At 65.6% G+C, this 21,966-nt stretch carries 18 protein-coding genes; 11 read left to right on the forward strand and 7 right to left on the reverse strand.

Going from position 1 to position 21,966, the window contains the following annotated elements; genetic code table 11:
* Window positions 1-73: 73 nt before the first annotated feature.
* Entirely contained in the window at window positions 74-496 is a 423-nt protein-coding gene (locus MHX66_RS02200) for a hypothetical protein (protein WP_239199171.1), read from the reverse strand.
* Window positions 497-703: 207 nt separating this feature from the next.
* Between MHX66_RS02200 and MHX66_RS02205 the strand changes: the two genes are divergently transcribed.
* The 3 genes from MHX66_RS02205 to MHX66_RS02215 are packed head-to-tail and all read left to right on the forward strand — an operon-like array spanning window position 704 to window position 4,406.
* A complete protein-coding gene (locus MHX66_RS02205; RefSeq protein WP_239199174.1) occupies window positions 704-1,540 on the forward strand; it encodes a hypothetical protein in 837 nt (278 codons plus the stop codon).
* Window positions 1,524-3,329 carry a DNA polymerase Y family protein gene (locus MHX66_RS02210; RefSeq protein ID WP_239199177.1) on the forward strand — a complete coding sequence of 602 codons (1,806 nt, stop codon included), beginning with the start codon at window positions 1,524-1,526 and terminating at the stop codon, window positions 3,327-3,329. Before MHX66_RS02205 ends, MHX66_RS02210 begins: the two co-directional genes overlap by 17 nt.
* A 36-nt stretch (window positions 3,330-3,365) precedes the next feature.
* Window positions 3,366-4,406, forward strand: coding sequence for a sucrase ferredoxin (locus MHX66_RS02215; protein ID WP_239199180.1), 1,041 nt, complete (start codon window positions 3,366-3,368; stop codon window positions 4,404-4,406).
* 80 nt (window positions 4,407-4,486) lie between these two features.
* Here MHX66_RS02215 and MHX66_RS02220 read toward each other — a convergent pair whose 3' ends face one another.
* From MHX66_RS02220 to MHX66_RS02230, 3 genes are read right to left on the reverse strand one after another with little or no spacing between them, the layout of a single operon-like run.
* Window positions 4,487-5,167: a methionine ABC transporter permease gene (locus MHX66_RS02220; protein ID WP_034984925.1), complete on the reverse strand. Its 681-nt coding sequence runs from the start codon at window positions 5,165-5,167 to the stop codon at window positions 4,487-4,489.
* Window positions 5,164-6,249: a methionine ABC transporter ATP-binding protein gene (locus MHX66_RS02225; RefSeq protein WP_239199183.1), complete on the reverse strand. Its 1,086-nt coding sequence runs from the start codon at window positions 6,247-6,249 to the stop codon at window positions 5,164-5,166. The genes MHX66_RS02220 and MHX66_RS02225 overlap by 4 nt, the downstream gene beginning before the upstream one ends.
* A 44-nt stretch (window positions 6,250-6,293) precedes the next feature.
* Complete coding sequence (locus MHX66_RS02230) at window positions 6,294-7,154, reverse strand: MetQ/NlpA family ABC transporter substrate-binding protein (protein WP_239199461.1); 861 nt, start codon at window positions 7,152-7,154, stop codon at window positions 6,294-6,296.
* Between the two features lie 217 nt (window positions 7,155-7,371).
* Between MHX66_RS02230 and MHX66_RS02235 the strand changes: the two genes are divergently transcribed.
* Entirely contained in the window at window positions 7,372-10,776 is a 3,405-nt protein-coding gene (locus tag MHX66_RS02235; protein WP_239199464.1) for an error-prone DNA polymerase, read from the forward strand.
* A gap of 96 nt (window positions 10,777-10,872) precedes the next feature.
* The gene (locus MHX66_RS02240) at window positions 10,873-12,327 is read left to right on the forward strand and encodes a PHB depolymerase family esterase (protein WP_239199186.1); all 1,455 of its coding nucleotides are present in this window, start codon (window positions 10,873-10,875) and stop codon (window positions 12,325-12,327) included.
* Window positions 12,328-12,378: 51 nt separating this feature from the next.
* Here MHX66_RS02240 and MHX66_RS02245 read toward each other — a convergent pair whose 3' ends face one another.
* Window positions 12,379-13,587: a DUF4272 domain-containing protein gene (locus tag MHX66_RS02245; protein WP_239199189.1), complete on the reverse strand. Its 1,209-nt coding sequence runs from the start codon at window positions 13,585-13,587 to the stop codon at window positions 12,379-12,381.
* 101 nt (window positions 13,588-13,688) lie between these two features.
* Here MHX66_RS02245 and MHX66_RS02250 point away from each other — a divergent pair, with 101 nt between their 5' ends.
* The gene (locus MHX66_RS02250) at window positions 13,689-15,482 is read left to right on the forward strand and encodes a S9 family peptidase (RefSeq protein WP_239199192.1); all 1,794 of its coding nucleotides are present in this window, start codon (window positions 13,689-13,691) and stop codon (window positions 15,480-15,482) included.
* A gap of 160 nt (window positions 15,483-15,642) precedes the next feature.
* Window positions 15,643-16,920, forward strand: coding sequence for an alpha-hydroxy acid oxidase (locus MHX66_RS02255; RefSeq protein WP_239199195.1), 1,278 nt, complete (start codon window positions 15,643-15,645; stop codon window positions 16,918-16,920).
* Between the two features lie 10 nt (window positions 16,921-16,930).
* Here MHX66_RS02255 and MHX66_RS02260 read toward each other — a convergent pair whose 3' ends face one another.
* Window positions 16,931-18,214 carry a trans-acting enoyl reductase family protein gene (locus MHX66_RS02260; RefSeq protein WP_239199198.1) on the reverse strand — a complete coding sequence of 428 codons (1,284 nt, stop codon included), beginning with the start codon at window positions 18,212-18,214 and terminating at the stop codon, window positions 16,931-16,933.
* A gap of 30 nt (window positions 18,215-18,244) precedes the next feature.
* On the opposite strand from MHX66_RS02260, the gene MHX66_RS02265 reads away from it, so the two are divergent.
* The 4 genes from MHX66_RS02265 to MHX66_RS10590 all read left to right on the forward strand — a co-directional run bounded on the left by MHX66_RS02265 (window position 18,245) and on the right by MHX66_RS10590 (window position 20,782).
* Window positions 18,245-18,760 carry a tRNA (cytidine(34)-2'-O)-methyltransferase gene (locus tag MHX66_RS02265; RefSeq protein ID WP_239199201.1) on the forward strand — a complete coding sequence of 172 codons (516 nt, stop codon included), beginning with the start codon at window positions 18,245-18,247 and terminating at the stop codon, window positions 18,758-18,760.
* Between the two features lie 108 nt (window positions 18,761-18,868).
* Entirely contained in the window at window positions 18,869-19,498 is a 630-nt protein-coding gene (locus MHX66_RS02270; protein ID WP_239199204.1) for a hypothetical protein, read from the forward strand.
* A 74-nt stretch (window positions 19,499-19,572) separates the two neighbouring features.
* Entirely contained in the window at window positions 19,573-20,430 is an 858-nt protein-coding gene (locus MHX66_RS02275; RefSeq protein WP_239199207.1) for a bifunctional methylenetetrahydrofolate dehydrogenase/methenyltetrahydrofolate cyclohydrolase, read from the forward strand.
* A complete protein-coding gene (locus MHX66_RS10590) occupies window positions 20,423-20,782 on the forward strand; it encodes a DUF3017 domain-containing protein (RefSeq protein WP_239199210.1) in 360 nt (119 codons plus the stop codon). Before MHX66_RS02275 ends, MHX66_RS10590 begins: the two co-directional genes overlap by 8 nt.
* Here MHX66_RS10590 and MHX66_RS02285 read toward each other — a convergent pair.
* Window positions 20,779-21,966, reverse strand: a complete 1,188-nt coding sequence (locus MHX66_RS02285) for a homoserine O-acetyltransferase (RefSeq protein WP_239199213.1) — start codon at window positions 21,964-21,966, stop codon at window positions 20,779-20,781. The two genes, MHX66_RS10590 and MHX66_RS02285, sit on opposite strands and share 4 nt — an antisense overlap.

The raw sequence follows: 21,966 nt of genomic DNA on the forward strand, positions 1-21,966 counted from the left end.
AGCTTTTCGGCCCGCCCTCCCCGGTGTTTGGGGAGTGCGGGCCGTTTTGCTTTAGCGCAGTGCTCTTTGAGCGCTACTTCTTCTTGGTTTTGTCGATCGGCTTGATGTGCGCGGTGCCGTCGATGTGCGGGTAGATAAACCAGGTGTACGCGCTGGCGATGACCCACGCGATGGCCATGAGAACCCACGAGCGTGTATTCAGTAGCGGGAGCGCCATCAGTGCGATCCATAGCGGGAATAGGGGTGCGACCTGTGCTGCGCTGGTGCGGTAGCGCTCGCCACGCTTTTCCACCTCTGCGCGTACCTGTCGGCGGTAGGGGTGGCTAAACGTCAGAAGTAGCGCCGCGCCGACATTGAGGATCAGCACGATAGCTTGAAAGCCGGGCGCGAGCGGCGCAACCATAATGCCCACTGCCAGGCCGAAGAGTACCGAGGCGGCGGCACGCACGGGCGTAGGTGGGGCGATGACGGGCTCGTTGCGGTTTGTTGGGCTCATGGTTGCCCATTTTAGGTGACGCCACCTTTTCCGCCCCCTTCAACCTGCGCCTTTGTTTCTGCGCTTGACGCTGCTGCGCGGGGAGGGATATATTCGACCCCATCAAGTTAGAACAGGTGTTCTAATATGTGTTGCGTGCGGGGTAGCCCTGTACGAGGGCGCTGATAGAACATGCGGTGTCGGAAAAAGGGAAGGGAGGTGGCAACCATGGCGCAGTCTGCAGGGGAATCTGCGGCGCAGGCGACGATTGCCAGCTTGCGGCGCAAGATGCAGCAGATCGAATCCGGGGGAGCTCCGATGGCCAGCGTTTCGAGCGCGGCGGTGCTGGAATCGGCACCGGCGGGGAAGGTGGCGTCACAAAGAAAAGAACTGCACAGAGAAAACAGTGTGCGCGTCGCACCGGTCCCGGCGTGGCTGGCCGAGCACCTGCCGGGTGGCGGGGTGGCGCGTGGGCAGGCAACGCAGATTTCGGATTGCCCGGCGGTGCTGGTGGATGTGCTGGCGCACCTGACGGCGCAGGGGATGTGCGTGGCGGTGGTCGATTATCCGCGGCTGGCGATCGCGGCGGTGGCGGCCGCTGGCGGTGACGTGGAGCGACTGGTGCTGGTGCCGGATTCCACCCCGCACACGGCGGCAGTGCTGGGCACGCTGGTGGAAGGGATGGATGTGGTGCTGTTTGCGGCGGGTGGGCAGCTCGGCAAGCAGGGCGGTGGCGGGGCCGTGAGCTCGACCGTAGCGCCGACCTTCGCGCGACCCGTGGAGGCGCGGCTGCGGAAGAGCGAATGTGCCTTGCTGGTGTGTGGGAAGGCGTGGCCGCAGGCCAGGATGCACGTGGAGCTGCAGGTATGCGGTGTGCTGGGGCTGAGCCGCGGGAGTGGGCGCATCCGTGCCGTGGAGGTCGCGGGGCGCGTGTGGGGTAAGGCCCAGCCGCCGAGTGCGGTGCGGGCGACGATTGGTGCAGAGAGCACAGCGGGCATAGCGGGCACCGTGGACACAGCGGATACATGGGGTACAGAGGACACGGCACATGCGTACTCCGGATAGCGCGGTGCGGGAGGCGCCTGCAGCCCACAACAGGCGGGTGGCAGTGCTGTGGTTCCCGGATTGGCCGGTGTACGTCCAGGCGCAGTCGCGCGGGTGGGACGTGCTGGCGCCCGCTGCGGTGATCGCCGATTACCGGATGCTGGCCTGCAATGCGGCCGCGCGCGCCCAGGGAATCCGGATCGGAATGAAACAGCGGCATGCCCTGGCGGCGTACCCGCAGCTGAACATCGCGGCGGACGATCCCACCCGGCAGGCCTCCGTGCACGAGGACGTGCTGGCCGCGCTGCAGGACGTCAGCGCAGTCGTGGAGACCCTCCGCCCCGGACTGCTGGCCTTCCCGGTGGACTCGCTAGCCAGGTACTACGGCAACGAGGCCAGCGCGGTGGAGAAGCTGCTGGATGCCGCCGCGCGGATACACGCCGACTGCTTGGCCGGCGTGGCCGATGACTTGGTCTCGGCGGTATGGGCGGCCCGGCTGGGCAAGAGCATCCCCGTGGGCGGCAGTGCGGAGTTCATCGCGGGGTTGCCGATCAGCGTGCTGAGCATCGAGCCGGAGCTGCGCGCCCCCGCACACCTCAGCGCCACCTTGCAGCAGCTGGGGCTACGCACGATGCGCGACTTTGCCGGGTTGCCGCGCGCGGACGTGGCCGCGCGCTTCGGGCAGGAGGCCGTGGAGTGGCACCGCATCGCCAGCGGGCACGTCGACCGGGATGTGGCGCCCCGACGGCACCGGGAAGATCTAGAGCTGCGCTACGAGGCCGATGAACCCATCGCGCGGACCGAAACCGCCGCGTTTATTGCTCGACATGTAGCCACTGCGCTGCACAACAAGCTCTTCGCAGCTGGCGAGGCCTGCCTGCGTCTGGCCGTGCGAGCCTACCTGGAACCCCCGGTGGGATACACCGGGCCGACCGTCATCGAGAGACTGTGGCGCTGCCGTGAACCACTGTCGGAACAGGACACCGCCCAGCGGGTGCGCTGGCAGCTCGACGGCTGGCTCACCCGGCTGCGCGCCGGGGCGGGGAATGCTGGCGGAGCCGACGGAGGGGTCATCGAGGCCGACTGGGCGGACAACACCGTCGGGGTGACGTGCATCGAACTCGTTCCCGTGGAGACCGTCCCGGCGGGCAGCCTGGCAGCGCCACTGTGGGGCGGGCCAGATGAAGGCATCCGCGCCGCCCGTGCCGCCGCCGGGCGGGCGCAAGCACTGATCGGCATGAACCGCGTGCTCCGTCCCATCCACCGCGGAGGCCGTGCCGTAGCCCGCCGTATCGCCACCGTGCCCTACGGGGAGGACGACCCGGAGGAGGTAACCGCCCTGCCGACCCGCCAATGGGAAGGGCAGCTGTTGCCCCCTTTGCCAGGGCTGATCGGCTCGCCAACCAGTGATGATGGCACCCCCGGTGCCAGCGGTCGCAACTCCGGCGGCCGTGGCCCCAGTGAACGTAATCCCAGCGCCGCGCACCCCGCAGCGCGGCTGGCGCTGCTGGACCGCCAGGGTGATGCCGTGTACGTTACCGGCCGCGGGCTGATGAGCTCCCCGCCGGAAACTCTGCACTGGGGCGCCCGGCGGCTCCGCATCACCGGATGGGCCGGCCCCTGGCCGGTCGACGAGCACTGGTGGGCCGAGGGGAAGCGCTACGCCCGGCTGCAGGTCGCAGCCCGCGAGGAAACCCGCGAAGAAACCCATAGTGGGCCCCACAGCGGACACCGCAAGGATGCTCCGAAAGACCACGCATTTCTGCTGGTATGCAAAGGGAAGCAGTGGCGGATCGAAGCGACTTACTAGCCCGCCTGCAGCTTCCAACTTGGTACTGTTGTAGGCATGCCTACAACTAGAAACGCGCAGGCCGGACAGCCCGAAACCGGGAAGCCCGCCACTCAGACCTCCGGCGGAATCCACGCGGACATGTGCTCCCAGCGAACCGATGAGGCTCTCCCCGGCACCGCCAAGCCGGGCAAGATCATCCTCGCCCTCGAGTTCGTCACCAACTGGGGCCACGACATCCTCGACGGCACCGCGCTAGGGGAGGAGCTCACCGAAAAGGTCGAGAAGTTCCTCAAGGACAACGGCGCCCAACTGCAGTTCATTCGCCGCCCCGGCCGCGAAGGTCAGCAGCGCGCAGCCAGCGCCACCCGGCAGCTCTATATCAGCTGGGCCGAAGGTTACGGCGACGACCCCACGCCCATCCTCGAAAGCCTGCAGGTCTCCGGACCCGAGGCGCTGCTGGATCTCGACCTCAGCGCCCCCGGCGCCGCCGGCGGCCAGCGCATCGACGGCCCGCTGCTGCTGGTATGCACCCACGGCAAGCGCGACAAGTGCTGCGCGGTCTTCGGCCGCCCGGTAGCCGACGAGCTCACCGCCAAGTACGGCCAGATGGTCTGGGAATCCTCCCACACCAAGGGCCACCGCTTCGCCCCCTCCATGATCCTGCTGCCCCACAACTACTCCTACGGCCAGCTCGGTACCACGGGCGCCAGCAGCATGCTGGAGCGCGCCAAGCAAGGCGAGCTGTGGCTGGAGGGCTGCCGCGGCCGCGGAGTCTGGGACCCGGTCGGCCAGGCCGCGGAACTGGCCGTGGCGGAGAAGCTGGCCAGCGAAGGCCGCCACGTCAAGCTCGCCAGCATGCGCGTGACCAAGCCGGAAGCGGCCGGAGACGCAGACGGCGCCACCGAGGTGCGCGTCGTGACCGTTGCGGCGGATGCGACCCCAGAAGCGGGCACGGATGCGAACCCAGATGCGGGCCCAGAAACGGGCGCAGAACAGGCAATCACGGTCCGCCTGAGCGCGCACCCAGGCGGAACCTCCGTTCCCTCCTGCGGTAAGAAGCCCAAGCAGACCGTGACGTGGGTCGCGGAATTCTAAACGCACGACAAAACCCCGGGGCAGTTCACTTGTGTGTGAACTAGCACCCGGGTTTCGTGCTCTCTAGCAGCGCGTGCTCGCTAGCGGCGCATGATCTTTTTCGACAGCCAGTTTCCGCCCAGCTGCGCGATCTGCACGATCACGATGATCACTGCGACGGTCGTCCACGTAACGGCGTCATTAAACGAGCGGTAACCGTAGACAATCGCGAAGTCACCCAGACCACCTGCACCGATGTAACCGGCCATGGCGGACATATCCACGATGGCGATGAACATGAAGGTGAAGCCAAGGATCAGCGGGCCCAGCGCCTCGGGGATGATCACCGTGAAGATGATCTTCAGCGGCGAGGCACCCATCGCCTTGGCAGCCTCGATTACGCCCGGGTCGATCGCCACCAGGTTCTGCTCGAAAATACGCGCAGCGCCGAAGGTGGCGGCGACGACCATGCCGACGATGGCCGCTTCCGTACCGATACGGCTCTGCACCACCAGATCTGTCAGCGGGCCGATAGCCGTCAGCAAGATGATGAACGGAATCGGGCGGATGAAGTTCACCAGGAAGTTCGTGATCCAGTAGACCACCCGGTTCTGCAGAATGCCGCCCTTGCGGGTGGTGTACAGCAGCAGGCCGATGATCAGGCCTAGTACCGAGGAGATCAGCAGCGTGATCGAGACCATGTACAGCGTCTCGAAAATCGCCTTTTGGAACGTGTTGCCGTAGCGGTCCCAATCCATTTGCGCGAGGGTCATCGTGTTCATCGGATCTCCTCAATCTCGGTGGAATCCTGCATGTGGCTGTGGAACTCCTCGATCGCCTTCTCGCCGTCGGTATTGTGGGCCGTCAGGCGCAGAGTAAGGCGGCCGAAACTGTGGTTCTGGAGGGTGGTGACGCCACCGTGGACGATGTTTACCGTCACCCCTGCAGCGGACAGCTTCGAGATGGCATCGAAAAACCCGATTCCCTCGGCCATGGTCACAGTGAAGAGTCGACCGTTTTCGGACTGCAGCGCCTCCGCCTCGACCATGTCGGGAGTGTTGCGCAGCGAGGTGGCCACGAAGTTGGCGGCAGTCTTCGTCTGCGGGTTGGAAAATACCTCGTAGACGCTGCCCTGCTCCACGATGCGGCCGTTTTCCATCACGATCACGGAGTCGGCGATGGAACGCACAACCTCCATCTCGTGGGTGATCACCACGATGGTGATGCCGAGCTCGCGGTTCACCTTACGCAGCAGCTCCAGCACGTCGCGGGTGGTGGAGGGGTCCAGCGCGCTGGTGGCCTCGTCGGCCAGCAGCAGGCTGGGGTTGGTGGCCAGCGCGCGGGCGATGCCGACGCGCTGCTTCTGGCCACCGGACAGCTGCTCCGGGTAGGCATTGCCCTTGTCGGACAGGCCGACGAACTCCAGCAGCTCCTTGACGCGCTCTTCCCGCTGCTGCTTGGGCATACCCTGCAGGCGCAGTGGGTAGGCGACGTTGCCTGCCACGTTGCGGGAGGAGAACAGGTTGAACTGCTGGAAGATCATGCCGATGTCGCTGCGCAGCTTGCGCATTTGCGATTCCGGCAGGGGAACGATGTCCTGGCCATCCAGCAGGATCTGCCCGCTGGTGGGGCGGTCCAGGCCGTTGATCTGCCGGACAAGGGTGGACTTGCCGGCGCCGGAGTAGCCGATGATGCCGACGATGGAGCCCGCCGCGATCTGCGTGTTGATGTCCTGCAGGGCGTGAATTTCCTTCTTGCCCTGCTTGAAGACCTTCGTCACGTCGCGGAAGACGATCTCCGTGCCGGTACTGCCGGTATTGCCGGCGCTGGGCTGGTCGACGCCAGGTTGTGCGTCTGTAGCCATAGGGAACCTCTTTTAAGAGTTGGGGTTAGTAGTGCCGATTGGGCCTACTTCTTGATCTGGTCCTCAGTGTCCTTCAGAACCTTAGCCAGCTCCTCCGGGCCCATCTGAACCTGGACGGAGGTGCCCTTGGACTGCTCGTTCAGTGCATCCTGAACGTCCTTGGAGTGCCAGACCTCAACGAGCTTCTTCAGATCCTCGTCGTCCTTCTTCTCCTCGGTGGTGACGAAGGCGTTGATGAACGGCTTGGCGGCCTCTGCCTTCGGGTCGTCCTCGACGATGGCGGACTTCGGGTCGATGTTGCCGCGCTCCAGGAAGGAGTTGTTGATGACGGCCGGGGTGCCATCCTTGTAGGCGGTCACGGTCTGGGCAGCGTCCACCGGGGTGACCTTGACCTTGGACTTGCCCTCGTCGACGTCGGCCGGGGTCGGGGAGAGGATCTTGTCGTCCTTCAGCTTCACCAGGCCAGCGGATGCCAGCACGTGCAGGGCGCGGCCCTGGTTGGTCGGGTCGTTCGGGATGGCAACCTCACCGGCTTCCTCGATGTCCTTGACCTCGCTGTGGTCCTGGTAGTACACGCCCAGCGGGATGATCTCGGTAGCGCCGATCGGCACCAGGTTGGAGTCGTTGTTGACGTTGTAGTCAGCCAGGAACATCAGGTGCTGGAAGTTGTTGACGTCGATCTCGCCGTCGGCCAGCGCGCGGTTCGGCAGGCTGTAGTCGCCGAACGGAACCAGCTCAACGTTCAGGCCTTCTTCCTTGGCCTTTTCCTCAAACACCTGCCACTGCTTCTGGCCCTGGTCGGTGGTGCCGACCTTGATCGTGTCGTCGTCACCGCCGCAGGCGGTCAAGCTGAAGGCCATAACTGCTGCAGCTACACCGGCTGCTACTTTACGGCGAAGGGACATGGGATCCTCCTGGATAGTCATGGAGCCCGGTGCTCTATCGAATGTCCGGGCTGAACTGTGCGATTAAAGTAGCACTCTAAACCAGAATGAACAACTTAGTCTAGTCTTAGTTTCCACTAGTTTTAAAGGGATTTGCTCCCGCTGGTAGTTAATAGAATGTCTGTTCTATAATCGCTCTGTGTCTGTTGAACCCCGCGACCCCACCGATGAGCCAAACCTGGCATCTCGCCGCACGCTACGCAAGCCACAATCCAGGAGCTTTTCCCAGGGTCGGCCGCTGAGCTGGGCGCAGCTCGAAAGCGTGCTCTCCGGCAGAGGGCCGGGGCTGCGGAACCTCCGCGCGGTCGGAGTAGGGGAAGGCCAGCAGCGCACCACGTCTCTCGACCTTGCGGAGGCGGATGGCGCTGGGGCCGAGGGGGCGTCACAAAAAGAAGCAACAACCCCCTTCGCGGAGCTCCACGCCTGCAGCGCCTACAACTTCCTGCGTGGCGCGAGCCAGCCCGAGCAGATGGTTACGGCGGCCCGTGAACTGGGGCTAAGCGCGCTTGCGTGCGTGGACCGCGACGGCTTCTACGGTGCGGCGCGCTTCGCTACGGCGGTGGCGGAGAGTAAAGCGGACCTCGCCACGGTATTCGGCGCGGAGCTGAGCCTCGACGTGCCACTCACGGTGCTGTGCAAGGGGCGCGAAGGCTACACGCGGCTCAGCCGGGTTATTGCTGACGCCCGCATGGCCGACCCGGACAAAGATTCCGTCCGGTATCCCAGCTTGCCCCGGCTGGCGGAGGTGGCGGGCGGCCACTGGCTAATACTGCTGGATTGGCGCTGGGCGGACGCGCGGCTCGTGGACATCTTCGGTGCGGACAACGTCGTGGTGGAGCTGCAACACACGATGAACCCCGCCGACGCCGACCGCAACGAGCGTCTCCACGCCCTGGCGGTGCGCCACGGCCTACGCGAGATCGTCAGCAGCGCCCCGACGTGCGCCACCCCTAAGCACTCCCGGCTGGCTGGGGCGAAGGCCGCGCTGCGCGAGCGGAAAGACATAGCGGCCGCGGAGCCGACCACCCACCCGGTCGGCGGCTCGTGGCTGCGCTCGGGCGAGGAGATGCTGCAGCTCGCGGGCGATTGTGAGTGGCTGGCGCGCGCCGTGGAGACCTCCGTGCAGGTTGCCGAAGAATGCGCCTTCACACTGGACCTTGTCGCGCCAAACCTGCCGCACTTCTCCGTACCGGAGGGCTACACGGAAATGACCTGGCTGCGCGCCATCACCGAACGCGGCGGGGCACAGCGCTACGGCCCGCGCGGTTCCTCCGCCGCCGCCAACCAGGCCTGGGCCACCATCGACCGCGAGCTGGAAGCCATCGAGCAGCTGGGATTCCCCGGCTACTTCCTGATCGTCCACGACATCGTCTCCTTCTGCCACGAGAACAACATCTTCTGCCAGGGGCGAGGGTCCGCGGCGAACTCCGCGGTGTGCTTTGCACTGGGGATCACGACGGTGGACGCTGTGGCCTCCGGCCTGCTCTTCGAGCGCTTCCTTTCCCCGGAACGCGACGGGCCGCCCGACATCGACCTCGACATTGAATCCGGGCGGCGCGAGGAGGCTATCCAGTACGTGTACTCCCGCTATGGCCGCGAGAACGCCGCGCAGGTGGCGAACGTGATCACCTACCGCCGCCGCGGCGCCACCCGCGATGCCGGGCGTGCCCTCGGCTACGCGCCGGGCCAGATCGATGCCTGGACCCGCCACCCGGAACAGACTCCCGACGCAGTACAGCACTTAGCCGAGCAGATGCTGGACCACCCCCGCCACCTGGGCATTCACTCCGGCGGCATGGTGATCTGCGACCGCCCGATCGCGCAGGTCGTGCCGACGGAATGGGCGCGGATGGAAGGCCGCTCGGTGGTGCAGTGGGACAAGGACGACTGCGCGGCCGTGGGGCTGGTGAAGTTCGACCTGCTGGGGCTCGGCATGCTGGAGGCGCTGCACCACGCGGTGGATCAGGTGCGTGCCCACCGGGGCCGGGAGGTTGAGCTGTGGCGGCTGGACCCCACGGAGCCGGAGGTCTACGCGATGCTCTCCCGCGCGGACGCGGTGGGGGTGTTCCAGGTGGAATCCCGCGCGCAGATGTCCACCCTGCCGCGCCTAAAGCCTCGCACCTTCTATGACCTGGTGGTGGAGGTCGCTCTGATCCGCCCCGGCCCCATCCAGGGCGGCTCCGTGCACCCCTATATTCGCCGTCGCAATGGTCTGGAGCCCGTGACCTTCGACCACCCGTGCTTGGAGCTCGCGCTGACGAAGACCCTGGGTATTCCGCTGTTCCAGGAGCAGCTGATGCAGATGGCCGTGGATGCAGCGGGCTTTAGCGGCGCCGAGGCCGATACCCTGCGCCGGGCGATGGGGTCGAAGCGCTCGCCGCAGAAGATGGAGCGGCTGAAAAAGCGCTTCTACCAGGGGGTGGAGGCGAAGAACGGGATCCGCGGGGTAGTGGCTGACCGGTTGTGGGACAAGATCGTGGCCTTCGCTAGCTACGGCTTCCCGGAATCACACTCGCAGTCTTTCGCCTCCCTGGTCTACTACTCCGCGTGGTTCAAGTACCACTATCCGGCGGAGTTCTGCGTGGCCCTGCTGCGCGCCCAGCCGATGGGGTTCTACTCGCCGCAGTCCCTGCTGGCCGACGCGCGCCGCCACGGCGTAGAGGTCCTTCCCGTGGACGTGAACGCTTCGGACGTGCAGGTGGATGCGGTTGTTTCCTTAATGACGCCCCCACGCACCAACCGGCCCACGGGAGTTCACGGGTTAGGCCGGGGGACCGGCGAGCCGGTGGGGCAGATCCGGCTCGGGCTCAGTGGGGCGGGCGGGGTGAAGGGGATTTCCGCCGAGGTGGCGGAGCGTATCGTGGAGGCGCGCGAACGGATCGGCCGCTTCACCAGCGTGGAAGACCTATCCCGCGAAGCCGGGCTGACCGTGGCTCATGTGGAGAAGCTGGCGCGGGCGGGGGCTTTGGGGAGCCTCGGGCTAACCCGCCGCCAGGCCGTGTGGGCCGCCGGGGTGGCAGCGACCGAGCGGCCGGGAATGCTGCCGGGGACGTCCGGTGTGCAGGCGCCGGCGTTGCCTGGGATGAGTGCTTTTGAGATGGTGGCGTCCGAACTAGCGACAACGGGCGTGACGACGGCCGAGCATCCGGTGCAGCTCCTGCGCGAATACCTGGACGAGTGGCACCTGCGCCCTGCCCTGCGCGGTGTGCACTCCGGTGATGCCGCCCCGCGCGGCGGCGCGGCGGTGGTGACAGCCGATAGCCTGCTGCGCGTCCTCGATGGCACGCGGGTGCGCGTCGCCGGTGTGGTGACCCATCGGCAGCGCCCCGCAACCGCAGGTGGGGTGGTGTTTTTCGGCTTGGAAGACGAGACCGGGCTGGCGAATATTGTGGTCTCGCAGGGGCTGTGGGCACGGCAGCGGGCAGTCGCGCTAAATGCAAAGATCCTGGTCGTGCGGGGGATTGTCCACAACGCGGAGGGGGCGGCCACCGTGACGGCGGATTTGCTGGAACAGGTGGAGACACAACTGCGGCCGGCGGGTGAGATCGCGGGGGCGCACGCGGGCTCGCGGGACTTCCGCTGAGGTGACGCTCGAGTGGCACTGGGGCGGCTCTAGGGTGACACTGAACACGAGGGCCGGTGATTGACACAGGCGGATGAGCAAAGAACAATCGTCCCCGTGACTCGTAAGCCTTTCGACCCCGATGCCCCGCGCGCGCCACGCCACGCGCGGGAAAACTCGGCTCGGAAGGAGCGCCACCACCTAGCGGTACCTCCGCAGGTCAGCGACCAGGATTCCGCGAGCTTCGGGGAGGATTCCTGGCGGGGGAGCCGGCGGCGTCATCAACAAAGCTCCCAGGGGAAAAGCCCTCAGGGACAAAGCGCCGAAAACCGCGCGAAGGGCGGGCGGCACCGCGCGGACCGCCGCAACAATGGCTACGCGCCGGAGCGTCCCACCGGCAGCCGCCCCACGGAACAACAGTTCCGCCGCAGGCGCATCGCGGCAACCGTTTTCGCGGCGTTTCTGCTGCTCTGCGCAGCCGGAATGGGCGTGGCAATTCAGAAGATCACCCACGCCACCCGTGACGATCCGCAGGCGCATAACACAGTGAAGGAACCGGCGGATTTCGCCCCGACGGAAGCTGTGGCTATTCCGCCTGCGGGCCCCAACGTGCAGGTTTCTCCCGCGGTGGCGCGCATCCCGCAGCACTTCCACCCGATCCGTGACCTGCCGAAGGCGGGGCAGAACAAGACCCTTGAACTCAAATCCAGCAAGCGCGACCGCCGCTACATCATTAACGTCCCCCGCGGCGCGCAGCCCTACGACAAGAAGCAGCAGGAGGGTGCGAAGAATCAAAAGCCCCTCCCGCTGATCTTCGCGTTCCACGGCTACCGCGAGCAGGCCACCCAGATGGCGCGCTACACCGGTCTAGCAGGCAAAAAAGCGATTGTGGTGTACCCGCAGGGCATCGGCGATGCCTGGGAGGGCGCCCCGTACGCGCGGGTGAAGGCTGGCGAGGACGTCCGCTTCGTCCGCGATGTGATGGATGCGGTGTCTTCTACTTACCAGGTGGACGCGAACCGCATCTACGCGACGGGCATGTCCAACGGCGGGGGCTTCGTAGGCAAGCTGGCCTGCGAGATGCCAGACGAGTTCGCAGCCTTCGCGGCCGTTTCCGCGGCCTACTACTCGGACACGTGGCGCGCCTGTGCGGAGAAGGGCGCGGACCCGAAGAAGCCAGAAGACGTCCGCTTCAAGCGCGGTGAAACCACCCCGTACCTGGATATTCACGGCCGAAAGGATCAGACGATCCAATACGGTGGCGGCGAACGATACGAGGACGAGTACCTGGGGGCCTTCGAGTTCTCGCAGCTATATGCGAGCCGCGCACATTGTGTGGGCGCGCCGATTGCCACTCGCGTGACGGATGCCGTGCAGCGCGTCCAGTGGCCTAACTGCGGCCAACACATGGAGGTCATGCACCTGGCCATTGGCGATGCCGGCCACACGTGGATGGGCGAGCGCACGGGCGAGGCCGGTGCGGGAGCGGTGGATCGTTCGCGCGAGCGCCGCTCGAACGCGATGACCGCGTCGGGCGAAGTCGCCGCGTTCTTTGAAGCACATCACCGGTGACGCTAACCGCTGCGGTCGCGTACACGTAATGGGGGCAGCTTAGTGCGACCTTTAAGTGGAGAGATCTACGTCGTCGTACGCGATAACCGGATCGGTCAGCCAGGCGACGGCGCGGTGACGCTCGACCAGGGTGGAGTGATCCTGGGGCTGGAGGGTGCCGGGACCGGTCTGGCTGGGGGTATCGGACTGCAGTTCCACGGAAACCCAGCGCAAAGAGTAGATGTGCTCCGAAGCATCGCAGATTTCCGAAAGGCTGCGCAGCGGCAGGGCGGACGCATCGCGCCCTTCGCGATCCACGGCGCGCAGTGCATCCCGCAGGTCGGGAAGGTCCACGGGGGCGAACCCGAAGACGTCAATGTCGATCAGGCCGACGGCCCAGGCGAGGAATTCGGCGGCGGTGTAGGCCCAGGCCAGCTGGTACGCATCGTCCTGCAGCTCCTGGTTATAGGCCTGTGCTCCCTGTTCCTCCTGCGCTCTCTGTGCTCCTTGCGCAGCCTCTGCGGCGTCGAGGAAGGACCGCTCAATCGGGGTGAGGTGGTCGAAGGCCCGCCGCGATCCCGCGCGCAGCGAGTCGAAGTCCACGGGTTCGCCGTTCAGCACTGCCACCGCAACGGTCGCCACCACGGACAAGGTCACGGCCCGGTTGAAGACCTCCTCGGCGGGGCGCAGCAGCACCTCGGCTTCGCTACGCACCGGCGGCAGTGTCGTCGCCACCTGGAACCCCTTCCGCCACAGGTCCCCGCGCACGCGGCGCATCCGCTCCACGGAACCAGGGTGCTGAGGCACCGAGTTCGCCTGTGCTCCACTGGACTGGGAACTGCCAACTAGAGCGGGATCCAGCAGATCTGCGCCACCTGCATTGCGTACGGTTCCGTCGGTCAGGAAAAAGACCGCGTTGGCCTCACGCGCCCAGTCGGCGAACTCCCCTAGGTGGGAGAAGTCAAAGTCGTCGGCGCGTTCAAATACGTAGTGGCGCCGCACGCTGTGGACGTGCTGCATCACCGAGTGGATGTAGGAGTTAAAACTGCCGAAACGCTCCTCACCCTGCGTAGCAACGTAGCCCTCGAACCCTGCCAGGTGTTCCAGCAGGTCACGGGTTTGCTGCTCCTCGTCTTCGTTAGAGCCGTTGGCCGCCGTCTTGAGAAACGGCCGGTCCGGCGAGCCGAAGCACAACTCGCGGGATGCAATGGCGGGCTCGCCCGGTCCGCGGAAAGGCACGTCCGCGCGCACAGTGGAGTAAGCGTTTACGTAAATGCTCATGTCTTCACAGCATAGAGTTTCTTCGCTCCACCCGCACCAGTCTGTACCTAAAGGCGAAACTGTTAGGTCAGCCGGTAGGGCTTGGCTAGAATACTGGACTCATGCGCCATACGACCGCCCCCTCGCTAGCCCCCAACGGCACTGCCATCGCCTACATCGTCCGCGATGGCGGGTATCCCTACGCCGTCCAGGCAGCACTCACTGAGGATGGCGTGGGTAAGGAACGCCCCGTGCAGCTGCCCATCGAAGGCCCCGTCACGCGCGTGCTGCACTCCCCGGATGCACAATGGATCGCCTGTGAGGTTTCCCCTAAAGGCTCGGAAAAGCTCGAGACCTTCACAGTATCTACAGACCCTGAGGTCGAAGGGGCGTCACCGCTAAGAAACACCTTCGATGCCCGCACGCATCTGGTCGAATGGGACCGCGACAAGCTGGCGATGGACGCCGTGGCGGCCGACGGCATGACGGAAGCGCGTCTAGTCGACCCAAATACGTCGCGCTACCAGGTGATGGACCGCCGCCTCGACGCGCTGCTCGTCGCCTCGGAGGCCGGGTATAGCCTCATGCGCGTCGGCCCGCGCGGCAACCGCGAACTGCTGCTGGTCAACCCTCAAGGCCGCTGGATGCCATTGCTGCCGCCGGAGCCGGGAGCCACCACGGAGGACGGGCGGATCCTGCCGATCACTGACAGCCGACTGGTGATTCTCGTAGTCACCGATCACGGTGCGGATCGCCGTCGGCTCATGCGCCTGGTGGTGGACATCGAAGGCGAGCGTCCGGTGTGTATCGAGCGCGAGGAGCTGATCAGCAACCCCGAGGCGGACGTCGACGAGTTCGCCATCAGCGAGGACCTATCGACCGCCGCGGTGCTGTGGAACCAGGCGGGCATTTCCAACCTGGAGCTGCTGAGCCTCGGCGATGAGCAGCGCGTGCAAGTCCGCCGCACCGTCGAGCTGCCGGGCATGGTCGCAGCGGGCCTGTCCATCACGGACGATGGCCAGCTGCTGGCGCTGACTGTCGAAGGGCCGAACCTGCCGCCGACGGTGGAGGTACTGCGGCTGGAGGCCGGGCGTGTGGAGCCGCTGGATCCGGACCGCACCGACCGCCTGGACGAGCGCGCCCGGCAGGGCGACGTTCCGGAGCTGGTCTATTACACCGCCCGCGACGGCCTGGAGCTTTCCGGTTGGCTGTATCTGCCGGAGGACCCCGCGCCGGGGCACCCGGTGTACGTCCACCTGCACGGCGGCCCCGAGGGGCAGTCCCGGCCCGCCCACCACGACGTGCTTGCGGACATCGTCGCCGCTGGTTACACCGTGTTTACCCCCAATATTCGCGGCAGCAAGGGCAACGGCCGCGCCTTCATCCACGCCGACGACCGTTACGGTCGCTTCGCCGCGATCGACGACGTGGCGGATACTGTTTCTTTTCTTTGTGACGCCGACTTGTGCACCGCAGGGCGGGTATTCCTGGGAGGCCGCAGTTACGGCGGGTTCCTGGCTGTGCTGGCGGCCGCCCGCTACCCGGACATGTTCCTAGGCGTGGTGGATGCCTGCGGCATGACGAGCTTCGAGACCTACTACGAGTCGACCGAGCCGTGGCTGGCGAGCGCGGCCTCCCCGAAGTACGGGTACCCGATGCACGATGCCGAGCTGCTGTGGGAAATCTCCCCGCTGCACAAGTCGGAGCTGATCACCACCCCGGTGCTGTTTATCCACGGGGCTAACGACTCGAACGTGCCGTTGCAGGAATCCCAGCAGCTGCATGACGCGCTAGTGGAGCTGGGTCGCACCCCGCAGTTCCTGGAAGTGCCGGGGGAGGGCCACCAGTTTGTGAAGCCGAAGTCCCGACAACTGATCGGCGAGCGGATACTGGAGTTCTTCGCGGAGCTGAGCTAGCTGGTTAGCGGGAAAGGGGGTCGCAGCACACCCGCACGGCGAGATTCGGGGAAGCGTCCTATCGTGGAATTGTTGGCCCCCAAACGGCGACCTACAAAAACCACGCTAATTCGCGGAAAAGGAAGCCGCGAAGAAACTCTGTGAGGAGAGCGATTTTCCCATGGCACACCAGAAACGCCAGATCCCGAACCCCGTTGAGATTTTCGACCTGCTGAAGTTTAAAAAGCCCACCCTGGATTTCAAGGCCCGTCGTCTCAACGATGCGCAGACCATCTGGGACCTGCGGGCCATCGCTAAGCGCCGCACTCCGGCCGCTGCATTCGACTACACCGATGGCGCCGCCGACGAAGAAATCTCGATGAACCGCGCACGCCAGGCCTTCCGCGACGTGGAGTTCCACCCGTCGATCCTGAACGACGTATCCAATGTAGACACCACCGCAGAGATTTTCGGCGGGAAGTCCTCCCTGCCGTTCGGCATCGCGCCGACCGGCTTTACCCGCCTGATGCAGACCGAAGGCGAGCTCGCGGGCGCGAGCGCCGCGGGGGCTGCGGGCATTCCATTCTGCCTGTCCACCCTGGGCACCACCAGCATTGAGGATGTGCACAAGGCCAACCCGAACGGTCGCAACTGGTTCCAGCTATACGTGATGAAGGAGCGCGAGATCTCCTACGGCCTGGTGGAGCGCGCGGCCAAGGCCGGCTTCGATACCCTGCTGTTCACTGTGGATACGCCCGTCGCTGGCAACCGCTTGCGCGACGCCCGCAACGGCTTTTCCATCCCCCCGGAGATCTCCCTGGGAACCGTTGTCAACGCTATCCCGCGCCCCTGGTGGTGGTGGGACTTCCTGACCACCCCGCCGCTGGAGTTCGCTTCCCTGACCAGCACCGGCGGAACGGTTGGCGAGCTGTTGGACTCCGCTATGGATCCCTCCATCAAGTTTGAGGACCTGAAGACCATCCGCGAGATGTGGCCCGGCAAGCTGGTCGTCAAGGGCGTGCAGAATCTGCCGGATTCCAAGAAGCTGGCCGACCTGGGCGTCGATGGCATCATCCTCTCCAATCACGGCGGCCGCCAGCTGGATCGCGCACCGGTGCCTTTCCAGCTGCTGCCGGAGGTTGCCCGCGAGGTCGGCAACGACGTGGACGTGGCTATGGATACCGGCATCATGAATGGCGCGGACATCGTCGCTGCGATCGCCAAGGGCGCGAAGTTCACCTTGATCGGTCGCGCATACCTCTACGGCCTGATGGCCGGTGGCGAGGCCGGCGTGGCCCGCGCCATTGAGATCCTGGCCGGCGAGGTGCGCCGCACCATGCGCCTACTGCAGGTTTCCTCGCTGGACGAGCTCACCCCGGAGCACGTCACGCAGCTCAACACCCTGAACCTAAACCAGGTGAACGGCGTGCCCGAGGACGAGCAGAACCTGTTCAGCTAGTCATGTTCTGCTAGTCGCTGAACTTCATGCCCGCGTCGCTCAGGCGGCGCACGTAGGGCATCCCCAGGCCGGTGGCCGGAGTGAGCACTCCGCCGCCGGTTTTCCCTTGGTAGGTGGAGCCTGTCGGCAGTTCGGCGTCACAAAGAACAAGAGTGAGCGCAGCCTCGCTAAGCATCAGGGACGTGCCCTTATACCCCGGGTCGGCGTCCAGGCTGATGGTCTGCTGGTAGGTGGCTCCGCCTGTGCCCACACCGAAATGCGTGGTGTGGAAGAATCCGGCATCGCGTTCGGCCTCGGACGGCCCTTCGCCGGGCTCCGGCACCCAACGGGAGAGGAACGTGCGCAGCTTGTCCTGGTTCAGCGCCGCCACCGCAGTGCCCAGTACCGCGCCCATGGTCAAGGCGCGCATGCGACCCTTCAGCCCCTTGCCGGTGTACTGGTATTCGCTGTAACGCAGCTTATCGCCGTATTCGTAGCCGAGCAGCGCGTTCGAGCGGCGCACCACGCGCGTGTTGGAGCCCGCCATGATGAACGGCCCGGCCCAGACGTCCTCGTTGCTATTGCTGGCGCTTGCACCCCCGATGTCGCTTTCCCGCACCACGCCGAAGTCCGGCTGCTTGCCCAGATCCGGCTCTTTGGCGCGGTCGGGGGAGAGGGTGTACGGGTCGGCCAGCAGCCGCTTCTTCTCCTGGCTGCCTTTGGCAGCGGCGAATTGTTCGCGCATCGAGTCGACCGTGCCGCCGGAGAGCCCACCCTTCATCTTCACGATCATGGTGGCGGACTTGAGGGTGTCTTTATTTTTGGACGCCCTCTGTCCCAGCAGCAGCATTCCCAGGTCACTTGGAACGGAATCGAAGCCGCAGGCGTGGACGATGCGCGCCCCGCTGGCGGTGGCGCGGTCGTGGTAGGAATCAGCGGATTCGCGCATGAAGAGCGCCTCTCCGGCGAGGTCGACGTAGTGCGTTCCGTGGGTGGCGCATTCGCGGACCAGGGGGAAGCCGTGGCGGTAGTAGGGGCCGACGGTGGAGATGACCACGCGGGTGTTGCGGGCCAGCTTCTCCAGGGAGCGATTGTCGCTGGAATCGGCGATGACCAGCGGGAAATCCTTGGCCCGGGGGTGCTTGGCAGCCAGCTGCTCGCGCAGGGCCTCCAGCTTGGTCTGGTTCCGGCCAGCCAGGGCGATGCGCACGTCGGCGGGGGCGTTGGCGGCCAGGTAGCCGGCGGTTAGCGCGCCGACGAAACCGGTGGCACCCATCAGGGTGATGTCGAAGCTGCGGGAGGGGGAGTTGCTCATGGCTACATTTGTACCGGTTAGATTGGGGGAATGACGTCTGAAAACCAGTTTGCGGGTGTGAATCCTCCACTGCACGTAGTGTTCGACCGCCCGGAGATTCCCCCGAACACGGGCAATGCGATCCGCATGTGTGCGGGCACTGGGGCCTCACTGCACCTGGCGGGGCCGCTGGCCTTCAAGTTCGACGACAAGCATGTGCGCCGGGCGGGGCTGGATTATCACGAGCTGGCGGACGTGCATGTCCACGAGGGGATCGATGCGGCGCTGGCTCACGTGACTGATCCGGCACGCGGCTCGGGCCGGGTGTTCGCGTTTACCGCGCAGACGGGTACGTGGTTTACGGAGGTGGACTACCGGCCGGGCGACGTGCTGCTTTTCGGCCCGGAGCCGACTGGCCTGGCCGACGAGGTGTTGGCTGATCCGCGGGTGACGGCGAAGGTGCGCATCCCGATGCTGCCGGGGCGGCGGTCCATGAACCTATCGAATGCGGCGGCGGTGGCGGCCTACGAGGCGTGGCGCCAGTTGGGGTTCGCCGGCGGGGTTTAGGGTGCCAGCGGGGCATAGGCGGGAACATTTCTGCAGCCCAGCTCCTCCCATAACCATGTTCATCTTTTTGCTCAGCCAAAGCTCCCGTCTTCTGACAGGATCGGTGGAATGACGTACCCTCACTACGGCTCGCCTGCCCCCATGCCCGCCTACGGGTATGCCCCGCCGCCTCACACCGGCCAGGACTCTCGCTTCATGCCCCTGCTCATCGGCTGGCTCGCCGCATGCCTAATGCCGATCGTGTACTGCGTCTTGCGCTTCGTGTTCTATGGCAAGGACTGGGTGGGAATACTCCTTGTCGCCGGGGCGATCGGCCCGCTCTTCTTCGGCATCCAGTGCCTCCTCAACTTCGTTGCGCTCGCGATCCCGAAGTGGTGCAAAGATTCTCTCGCTATTTTCTGGGGCGGCATGCTCGTGTGGTGGGGCAGCGTGGCTGCGTTCGCTGTGGTTCCGGGGTGGGAGTTCCGTGAGGAGATCCGGGAGTACGGCGATAAAGCTTGGGTCTCTGGGGGACCTGACGGCCGGGATGTGATGACCACAGAAGATGGGCAGCGCTACCTCGAAATCCTCGATACCTGGCTGGATACCGAAACGACCCTGCAGCACACTCTCACTATCCCCACCCTGGTCGCGCTGGCCGGGATCGCCATCGTCGTCATCGGCGTGGTCGTGGCCGCCATGAACCCTGTTCGTCAGACTGTCGCATATGCGCCGCACTGGCCCGGCAGGCCCTACTAGTTTCTTGTACTGGTTGCTCTTTTAGCCATGACGCCACCTCGATCCCAGCGGGCCCGCGTGGAATAATGGGGCTCATGGCAGCTACTAAATTGGATGGAAAGCTCTACCGCGACGAGATCTTCGCCGACCTGGAACAGCGCGTCGCCGCGCTGAAGGAAAAGGGCGTGACTCCCGGCCTGGCCACCGTGCTGGTGGGCGACGACCCGGCCAGCCACTCCTATGTGCGCATGAAGCACAAGGATTGCGAGCAGATCGGCGTGAACTCCATCCGCAAGGACCTCCCGGCGGACGTCTCCCAGGAAGAGCTCAACGCGGTCATCGACGAGCTGAACGCCGACGACGCCTGCACCGGCTACATTGTGCAGCTGCCGCTGCCGAATCACCTGGATGAAAACGCTGTGCTGGAGCGCATCGACCCGGACAAGGACGCCGACGGCCTGCACCCGGTGAACCTGGGCAAGCTGGTGCTCAACGAGCCCGCCCCGCTGCCCTGCACCCCCAACGGTGCGATCCACCTGCTCCGCCGCTTCGACGTGGAGCTGAACGGTGCGAAGGTTGTAGTCATCGGCCGCGGAGTGACGGTCGGCCGCCCGATCGGCCTGATGCTCACCCGCCGCAGCGAGAACTCCACCGTCACCCTCTGCCACACCGGAACCAAGGACCTGGCGGCGGAGACGAAGGCCGCGGACGTGATCGTCGCCGCCGCCGGCGTGCCGCACATGATCACCGCGGACATGGTCAAGCCGGGCGCGGCGATCCTGGACGTGGGAGTCTCCCGCGGCGAGGACGGCAAGCTGAAGGGCGACGTTCACCCGGACGTGTGGGACGTCGCCGGCGCCGTCTCCCCGAACCCCGGGGGAGTAGGCCCGCTGACCCGCGCCTTCCTGGTGCGCAACGTCGTCGAGCGCGCGGAGAAGCTGCTGCGTGGCTAATCGCTCCCGCCCAGCTCGCATCGGCGACGCTCGCCAGCAGCTCCTCGATAACCCCCACGACCGGAACAACCCGCCCTCCCGGCTCTCCCGCTCCGTCCAATACGCACTGCTGGGGCTGTTCGGGCTGATGCTGCTGGCTGTGCTGGCGCTGTTGTTGGTGGACAGGTGGCGTCGAGCTAGCGTGATGCTGGGCAGCGCGATGATCTACCTGGCCGTGCTTCGCCTACTCCTGGATTCCCGGGTGCTGGGTGTGCTGGCGGTGCGTTCGCGCAAGTTCGATACCGCCTTTACCGCCGTCATCGGCGTGATCATTCTGTGGATCGCCGTGAGTGTTGACCCGCTGACCAGCTAATCCCGCGCAGTATCTTCGGCACCCTCGGTACCTTCGGCGATGATCTCCGCCTTCGCCAGGAACTTAGCCAACACCTGGCCCATCTGGCGCGATTCGATGAGGAACCCATCGTGGCCCGTGGGAGAGGTGATTTTCGACATGCCGATGAAGTCCCCCAAGTTGCGCGACAGGTGCTCCTGCTGGTGCAGCGGGTACAGAATGTCGGTATCCACACCCACTACCATCGTCGGCACCTCACACGAGCCCAGAGCGGCGTTCATGCCACCCCGGCCACGGCCGACGTCGTGCCTGTTTAGCGCGTCGGTGAGCACCACGTAGCTACCCGCGTCGAAGCGCGCAACCAGCTTCTCAGCCTGGCGATCCAGGTAACTCTCCACCGCGAAGCGCTGGTGCGGGTCGCGGTACGGCCCGTAGGGGTTTTCGCCGTTTTGCGGATCCACACCGAAACGCTCATCGACTTCCAGCTCGCCCCGGTACGTCAGGTGCGCGATGCGTCGGGCTTGGCCTAGCCCGTGCGAAGGAACCTCGCCTGTGCCGTAGTAGTCGCCACCGTGCCAGGCCGGATCCGCCTCGATGAAGCGGATCTGGCTGGACTGCAGGCCGATCTGCCACGCAGACGCACGCGCGCTCACCGCGATCGGCAGAGCCGCGTTGACCATCTCCGGGTACATGAGCGACCACTCCAGCACCCGCGCCCCGCCCATAGAGGCGCCAATCAAGGCATGGATCTTTGTGACGCCCACACGCTCCAACAACAACCGTTCCGCCGTAACCATGTCACGGATCGACAGGGCGGGGAATCGCGACCCCCATGCCTTGCCGTCGGGGTGCGGCGAACTCGGGCCGGTGGATCCCTGGCAGCCGCCCAGCACATTCGCGCAGAGCACCAGGTAGCGGGTGGTGTCGATCGGCTTGTTCGGACCCACCATGTCCGCCCACCAGTCGGCAGCATTGCCATCGCCGGTGAGGGCATGCTCGATCAGCACAATCGGCCGCTCCTCTGGGGACAGCCCCGGCTCGGGGCCAGCGGAGAACTCGGCATAGTCCGCGGCGCCATCCGGAGAGTCGTAGAACGCGAAGTAGCGGAGTTCGGCGTCAGAAATAGCTACACCCGCCTCCGTGACCACGTCGCCGATAGAGACCGTGCGCGACGCGCCAGAAGCGGGGAGGAACTCGGGGTTCAT

Origin of the sequence: Corynebacterium sp. ACRPH, assembly GCF_022347285.1 — a bacterium.
GTDB lineage: Bacteria > Actinomycetota > Actinomycetes > Mycobacteriales > Mycobacteriaceae > Corynebacterium.

What these genes read in the sequence shown, in the direction of transcription:
- MHX66_RS02270 (WP_239199204.1), top strand. Translation starts at nt 18,869, where the DNA reads ATGACGTACCCTCACTACGGCTCGCCTGCCCCCATGCCCGCCTACGGG.
- MHX66_RS02205 (WP_239199174.1), top strand. Translation starts at nt 704, where the DNA reads ATGGCGCAGTCTGCAGGGGAATCTGCGGCGCAGGCGACGATTGCCAGC.
- MHX66_RS02285 (WP_239199213.1), bottom strand. Translation starts at nt 21,966, where the DNA reads ATGAACCCCGAGTTCCTCCCCGCTTCTGGCGCGTCGCGCACGGTCTCT.
- MHX66_RS02260 (WP_239199198.1), bottom strand. Translation starts at nt 18,214, where the DNA reads ATGAGCAACTCCCCCTCCCGCAGCTTCGACATCACCCTGATGGGTGCC.
- MHX66_RS02275 (WP_239199207.1), top strand. Translation starts at nt 19,573, where the DNA reads ATGGCAGCTACTAAATTGGATGGAAAGCTCTACCGCGACGAGATCTTC.
- MHX66_RS02215 (WP_239199180.1), top strand. Translation starts at nt 3,366, where the DNA reads ATGCCTACAACTAGAAACGCGCAGGCCGGACAGCCCGAAACCGGGAAG.
- MHX66_RS02245 (WP_239199189.1), bottom strand. Translation starts at nt 13,587, where the DNA reads ATGAGCATTTACGTAAACGCTTACTCCACTGTGCGCGCGGACGTGCCT.
- MHX66_RS02220 (WP_034984925.1), bottom strand. Translation starts at nt 5,167, where the DNA reads ATGAACACGATGACCCTCGCGCAAATGGATTGGGACCGCTACGGCAAC.
- MHX66_RS02210 (WP_239199177.1), top strand. Translation starts at nt 1,524, where the DNA reads ATGCGTACTCCGGATAGCGCGGTGCGGGAGGCGCCTGCAGCCCACAAC.
- MHX66_RS02200 (WP_239199171.1), bottom strand. Translation starts at nt 496, where the DNA reads ATGAGCCCAACAAACCGCAACGAGCCCGTCATCGCCCCACCTACGCCC.
- MHX66_RS02225 (WP_239199183.1), bottom strand. Translation starts at nt 6,249, where the DNA reads ATGGCTACAGACGCACAACCTGGCGTCGACCAGCCCAGCGCCGGCAAT.
- MHX66_RS02265 (WP_239199201.1), top strand. Translation starts at nt 18,245, where the DNA reads ATGACGTCTGAAAACCAGTTTGCGGGTGTGAATCCTCCACTGCACGTA.
- MHX66_RS02250 (WP_239199192.1), top strand. Translation starts at nt 13,689, where the DNA reads ATGCGCCATACGACCGCCCCCTCGCTAGCCCCCAACGGCACTGCCATC.
- MHX66_RS02230 (WP_239199461.1), bottom strand. Translation starts at nt 7,154, where the DNA reads ATGTCCCTTCGCCGTAAAGTAGCAGCCGGTGTAGCTGCAGCAGTTATG.
- MHX66_RS02255 (WP_239199195.1), top strand. Translation starts at nt 15,643, where the DNA reads ATGGCACACCAGAAACGCCAGATCCCGAACCCCGTTGAGATTTTCGAC.